The following is a 5,721-nucleotide window of genomic DNA, read 5'->3' as shown; positions in this document are numbered from 1 at the left end:
CAAGCGGATCTTCGGCAAGAAGGCCCGCGCCGAGAACCCGGAGACCGGGGTGCCGCCGTCGCTCCAGAAGAACGGCCGCGACAACATGGGCTCCCGCTGGGCCAAGGGCGTGCTGCGTTCCGGTGCCGGCGGGGGAGGCGGGGTGACCCCGCCTCACCCTGGCGGCCGGGACCGCCCGCCGGTCAGGGGACGGTGACCGGCTCGCGGTCCTTGCCCCCGGAGGCCGGGTCGGTACCGGTGTCGGCCTTCCCGTCGTTGGCCTTCCCCTCACCGGCCAGGTGACGCTCCAGGGCGGCGCCCTCGACGTCGACGTTGGGCAGCGCGCGGTCGAGCCACTTCGGCAGCCACCAGGCGCGGTCGCCGATGAGGCCCATGACGGCCGGGACGAGCGTCATGCGGACGACGAAGGCGTCGAGCAGGATCGCCATCGCCAGGCCGAAGCCGATCATCTTCACCATCGACTCGCTGGCGGAGATGAAGCCGGCGAAGACGCTGATCATGATGATCGCGGCGGCGGTGACGACGCGGGCGTTGAGGTTGAAGCCGGAGACGATGGCCTGGTGCGGGTCCTCCCCGTGCACGTACGCCTCGCGCATCCGCGTCACGAGGAACACCTCGTAGTCCATCGCGAGGCCGAAGATCACGCCCACCATGAAGATCGGCATCATCGACATGATCGGGCCGGTCTCGGCCACGCCGAACAGGTCGGCGAGCCAGCCCCACTGGAAGACCGCGACGACGGCGCCGAGCGCGGCCAGCACCGACAGCAGGAAGCCCAGGGCGGCCTTCAGCGGCACGAGGATCGAGCGGAAGACCAGCAGCAGCAGGACGAAGGCCAGGCCCACGACCAGCGCCAGGTACGGCACGAGCGCGTCGGAGAGCACCTTGGAGAAGTCCGCCTGCGCGGCCGTCTGGCCGGAGACGAGCATCTGCGCGCCGGTGTCCGCGAGCAGCTCGGGGGCGATGTCCTCGCGCAGGTCGGCGACCAGCTCGGCGGTCTCCGCGCTGGCGGGGCCGCTGGACGGGATGGCGATCATCGTCGCGACCTGACCGGCCTCGTCGAACTGCGCCGGGAAGGCGGCGACCACACCGTCGACGGAGTTGAGGCGCTCCGCCAGCGTGTCGGCGGCGCCCTGCGGGTCGTCGGCGTCACGGCCGTCGATGACCAGCATCAGCGGGCCGTTGAAGCCGGGGCCGAAGCCCTCGGAGAGCATGTCGTACGCCTGGCGCTGGGTGGTGTCGGTCGGCTGGGTGCTGTCGTCCGGCAGGCCGAGCTCCATCGAGCCGACCGGGATCGCCATGAGGCCGAGGCCGGCGACGGACGCCACCAGGACCAGCAGCGGGCGGCGCAGCACGCCCTTGGCCCAGCGGGAGCCCATGTTGTCGCGGCCGTTCTTCTGGAGCGACGGCGGCACCCCGGTCTCCGGGTTCTCGGCGCGGGCCTTCTTGCCGAAGATCCGCTTGCCGACGAAGCCCAGCGCCGCCGGCACCAGGGTCAGCGCCACCAGCACGGCGATCAGCACGGTCGCGGCGGCGGCGAGACCCATCTTGGTGAGCATGGAGATGTTGACTACGGCGAGACCCGCCAGCGCGATGATGACGGTCAGACCGGCGAAGACGACGGCGGAACCGGCGGTGCCGACGGCTCGCCCGGCGGCCTCCTCGCGGCTGTGGCCCTCCACCAGCTCCGAGCGGTAGCGCGAGGCGATGAACAGCGCGTAGTCGATGCCGACGGCGAGGCCGATCATCATCGCGAGGATGCCGGTGGTCTCCGTCAACCCCAGCGTCACGGCGAGGGCGGTGATGCCCGACATGCCGATGCCGACGCCGATCAGCGCGGTGATCAGCGGCAGCCCGGCCGCGATGAGCGAGCCGAAGGTGATCACGAGGACCACGGCGGCGACGCCGATGCCGATGATCTCGCCGTGGCCGAAGTTCGGCTCGCCGACGGCGACCTCACCGCTGGCCTCGACCGTCAGCCCGGCGTCCCGGCCGGCGTCGACGGCGGAGAACAGGTCGTCGCGCATCTCCTCCGTGATGTCCGCCCAGGTGGCGTCGTAGTCGATCGTGCCGTAGGCGGTGGTGCCGTCCTCGCTCACCGAGCCGCTGTCGAAGGGGCTGGTGACACCGACGACCTTCGCGGCACCGTCCAGCCGGCCGAGGACGTCCTCGACGGTGGCCTCGTGCTGCGGGTCGGTGATCTGCTCGCCGTCGGGCGCGCGGAAGACGATGCGGGAGGATATGGCGTCCGCGTTGGAGCCGGGGAACGCCTCCTCCATCAGGTCGAACGCCTGCTGGGACTCGGTACCGGGGAGCGTGAACTCCTCCTCGACCTCGCCCCCGCCGGTCGATGCGGCGGCGCCGGCCGCCAGCAGCAACGTGATCCAGATGGCGGCGACCCAGCGCCGCCGTCGGAAGCTGAGGCGGCCCAGCTTGTAGAGGAAGGTAGCCACGGAGATCTCTCCTACTCCGAAAAACGGGCGTGCGAAGGTCAGGGACGCGTGGGGGATGCCCGGGCGGCGGGCGGGGGCGGGGGTAGTGCCGGCCGGTTCACAGCTGGAGACGCGGCACCCCCGGAGGAGGGTGAGCCCCCGTCGGCAATGTGACGCGCATCACGCGACGCGTGACTTGTCGGCAGGGAACCGGTCTGCGACCGGGGGCAGTCGGCAGCGCCGCTGCGGGCTTCCGGTGGGGTGCGGCGCGTGGGCGGCGGGCCGGGGCGGGACGGCGGGGCCGGGGCGGCGGCCGGGCCGGGGTTCCGGGTGCGGGTGGGGCGGGGTCGAGTTGCCGGGCCGACCGGCACCCCCAAGCATGGAACGGGTGATCACCGACACCCCGGGGGACGGGCGCGGCACCGCCGCCGCGGCGAGCCCCGCGGAACACGACGCGGGACACGGGAACGGCCGGGAGGGCCGGGAGGGCCACCGCGACCTCGGTGACCCCGGCTACCTGCGCTTCCCGCACCTGCACGGCGACCGGGTGTGCTTCGTCTCGGAGGACGACCTCTGGCTGGCCCCCCTGCCGGGCGCCGACGGCCGACCCGCCGGCCGCGCGTGGCGGCTGACCGCCGACCGGACGCGCGTCGCCCGGCCGCGCTTCTCGCCGGACGGGCGGCGGATCGCCTTCACCGCCTGGTCGTCCCTCGATCCGGAGATCCACGTGCTGGAGGTGGCCGGTGGGCCGGCGCGGCCGCTGACCCACTGGGCCGCCGACGACACCCGCGTCTGCGGCTGGGCGGGGGACGACATCCTCGCCGTCAGCTCCCACGGTCAGCCGTTCGCCCACCACAGCTGGGCCTACCGGCTGCACACCGACGGCTCACCGGGCGAGCAGTTGCCGTGGGGGCCGGTCTCCGACATCGCGGTCCACGGCGAGGGCCCGGACCGCCGCACCCTGCTGCTCACCGGCCGCGCACCGCACGAGGCGGCCTTCTGGAAGCGCTACCGCGGTGGCGGCACCGGGCGGCTCTGGCTCCACGGGCAGCGGCTGCTGCCGGAACTGACCGGGCAGGTGGAGTGCCCGATGTTCGTCGGCGACCGCATCGCCTTCCTCTCCGACCACGAAGGCGTGGGCAACCTCTACTCCTGCCGCCCGGACGGCTCCGACCTCCGACGCCACACCGACCACGACACCCGGTACGCCCGCCACGCGGCGACCGACGGCAGCCGCGTGGTCTACCAGAGCGGCGGTGAGCTGTGGCTCGTGACCGAGCTGACCGCGGCGAGCCGGCCGCGGCGACTGGCCGTCGACCCCGGCGGGCCGCGCAACGGACGGCGGGGCCGCCGGGTTCCCACCGCCGCACACCTCCAGGGGCTGGCCGTCGACGCGACGGGACGCGCCAGCGCGATCACCGTGGGCGGCTCCCTCTACTGGCTCACCCACCGCGACGGCCCCGGGCGGGTGATCGCCGGGCGCCCCGGGGTGCGGATCAGGCTCCCGGAGATGCTCGGGGACAGCGGGCGCATCGCCTACGTGACGGATGCCGCGGGGGAGGACGCCATCGAGGTGGCGTACCTGCCCCGGGCGAGTGGCGGCTGCGACTCGCTCCGGTTGGCTACGGGCCGACTGGGGCGCGTCCGGGAGCTGGTGGCGTCCCCGGACGGGCGCACGCTGGCCGTCGCCTCGCACGACGGCGGCCTGCTGCTGGTGCCGGTACCGGAGGAGACGGCGCCGGCACCGATGGCGCGGGACGGCGCGGCAGACGGGCAGGGCGGAACGGCGGGTGCGGTGGAACTGACGCGGTCGACCAACGGCGCTGTCCGCGACCTGGCGTTCTCCCCCGACTCCGCCTGGCTGGCGTGGTCCCACCCGGGGCTGGGGCGCAGCCTTCGGCAGATCCGCCTGGCGCGCGTCACCCCACCGGCGCCGCCCGCCGCCGAGGACACCAGGGACGTGGGGAACACCGGGGACGTGGGGAACACCGGGGGCGACGAGGCGGCGGTGGACGGCGGGCCAGGGGCCGGCTCCTCGGCCGAGGCCGCGGACAAGGCCGCGGACGAGGCGGGTGCCGAACGCCGCCGCAGCGGCGGCAGGACCGGCCCGGGGCAGCCGCGGCACCTGATCCTCGACGTCACCGACGGCCGCTTCGAGGACGAGGAGCCGGTCTTCACCCGCGACGGCCGCTATCTGGCGTTCCTCTCGTGGCGGGGCTTCGACCCGGTCTACGACGTGCACACCGGCGACCTGTCGTTCCCGCTGGGGTGCCGCCCCTACCTGGTGCCGCTCTCCTCGGCGACACCGTCGCCGTTCGCGCTGACGCCGGAGGGCCGCCCGGCCGCCGGCGGTCTCGACCCGGCGGACTCCGGCGGCGAGGAGGGCGCCACGCTCGTCGAGGCGGAGGGCCTGGCGTCGCGGGTCACACCGTTCCCGGTCCCGGCGTCGAAGTACTCCGCGCTGCGCCCGGTCGCCGGCGGCGGGCTGGTGTGGCTGCGGTGGCCGATCTCGGGCGCGCTGGGCGAGACCTTCGCCAACCCGGCCGACACCTCCGGCCAGCCCACCCTCGTCCATTTCGACATCGCCACCTGTGCCGCCGCCGACCTCACCGGGGACGTCGACTGGTTCGCGGTGAGCGGCGACGGCTCGCGGCTGGTGGTCGCCGAGGACGGCGAGTTGCGGGCGGTGCCTGCTACCGACGAGGCGGACCCCGAGTCGACCGTCTTCGTGGACCTGCGGCGGATCGTCCACCACAGCGACCCGCCCGCCGAGTGGCGGAACGCCTTCGAGGAGGCGGGCCGCCTGGTCCGGGACCTGTTCTGGGACCCGGGGATGTGCGGCATCGACTGGCCGGCAGTGCTCGACACCTACCGTCCGCTGCTCGCGCGGGTGTCGACCCCCGACGAGTTCGCGGACCTGTTGCGGGAGACACTCGGGGAACTCGGCACCTCCCACGCGTACGTCAGCCCCTCCCGCGCCAACGAGGGCCCGCCCACCTACCGCCGGGCGCAGGGGCTGCTCGGCGCCGACTTCGTGCGGGACCGTGACGCGCCGGGCTGCGCCCCGGGCGGCTGGCGGCTCGCCCGGGTGCTCCCCGGCGACTCGTCCGACTCGCGGGCGCGCTCACCGCTGGCCGGCACGGGCATCCGGGTGGGGGCACTGCTCACGGAGGTCAACGGCCATCCGGTCGACCCGGTGACGGGCCCGTGGCCGCTGCTGGCGGGGAACGGCGGCAGCACGGTGGAACTCACCTTCCTGGACCCCGGGCCGGGCCGACCCGGCCCGGCC

The 5,721-nt window shown here is 74.4% G+C and carries 3 protein-coding genes; 2 read left to right on the top strand and 1 reads right to left on the bottom strand.

Annotation, left to right across the window (positions count from 1 at the left end; translation table 11 throughout):
• On the top strand, positions 1-196 hold a 196-nt coding region (locus HCN52_RS21205; RefSeq protein WP_168090049.1), incomplete at its 5' end, for a hypothetical protein.
• Here HCN52_RS21205 and HCN52_RS21200 read toward each other — a convergent pair.
• Positions 183-2,453, bottom strand: coding sequence for an MMPL family transporter (locus tag HCN52_RS21200; protein WP_168090051.1), 2,271 nt, complete (start codon positions 2,451-2,453; stop codon positions 183-185). The genes HCN52_RS21205 and HCN52_RS21200 overlap by 14 nt on opposite strands.
• Positions 2,454-2,979: 526 nt before the next feature.
• Between HCN52_RS21200 and HCN52_RS21195 the strand changes: the two genes are divergently transcribed.
• The coding region (locus HCN52_RS21195; protein WP_312876817.1) for a S41 family peptidase at positions 2,980-5,721 on the top strand (2,742 nt) is incomplete at its 3' end.

The organism is Streptomyces bohaiensis (genome assembly GCF_012033785.1).
GTDB lineage: Bacteria > Actinomycetota > Actinomycetes > Streptomycetales > Streptomycetaceae > Streptomyces > Streptomyces bohaiensis.
This window is presented reverse-complemented; position numbering and strand designations above follow the sequence as displayed.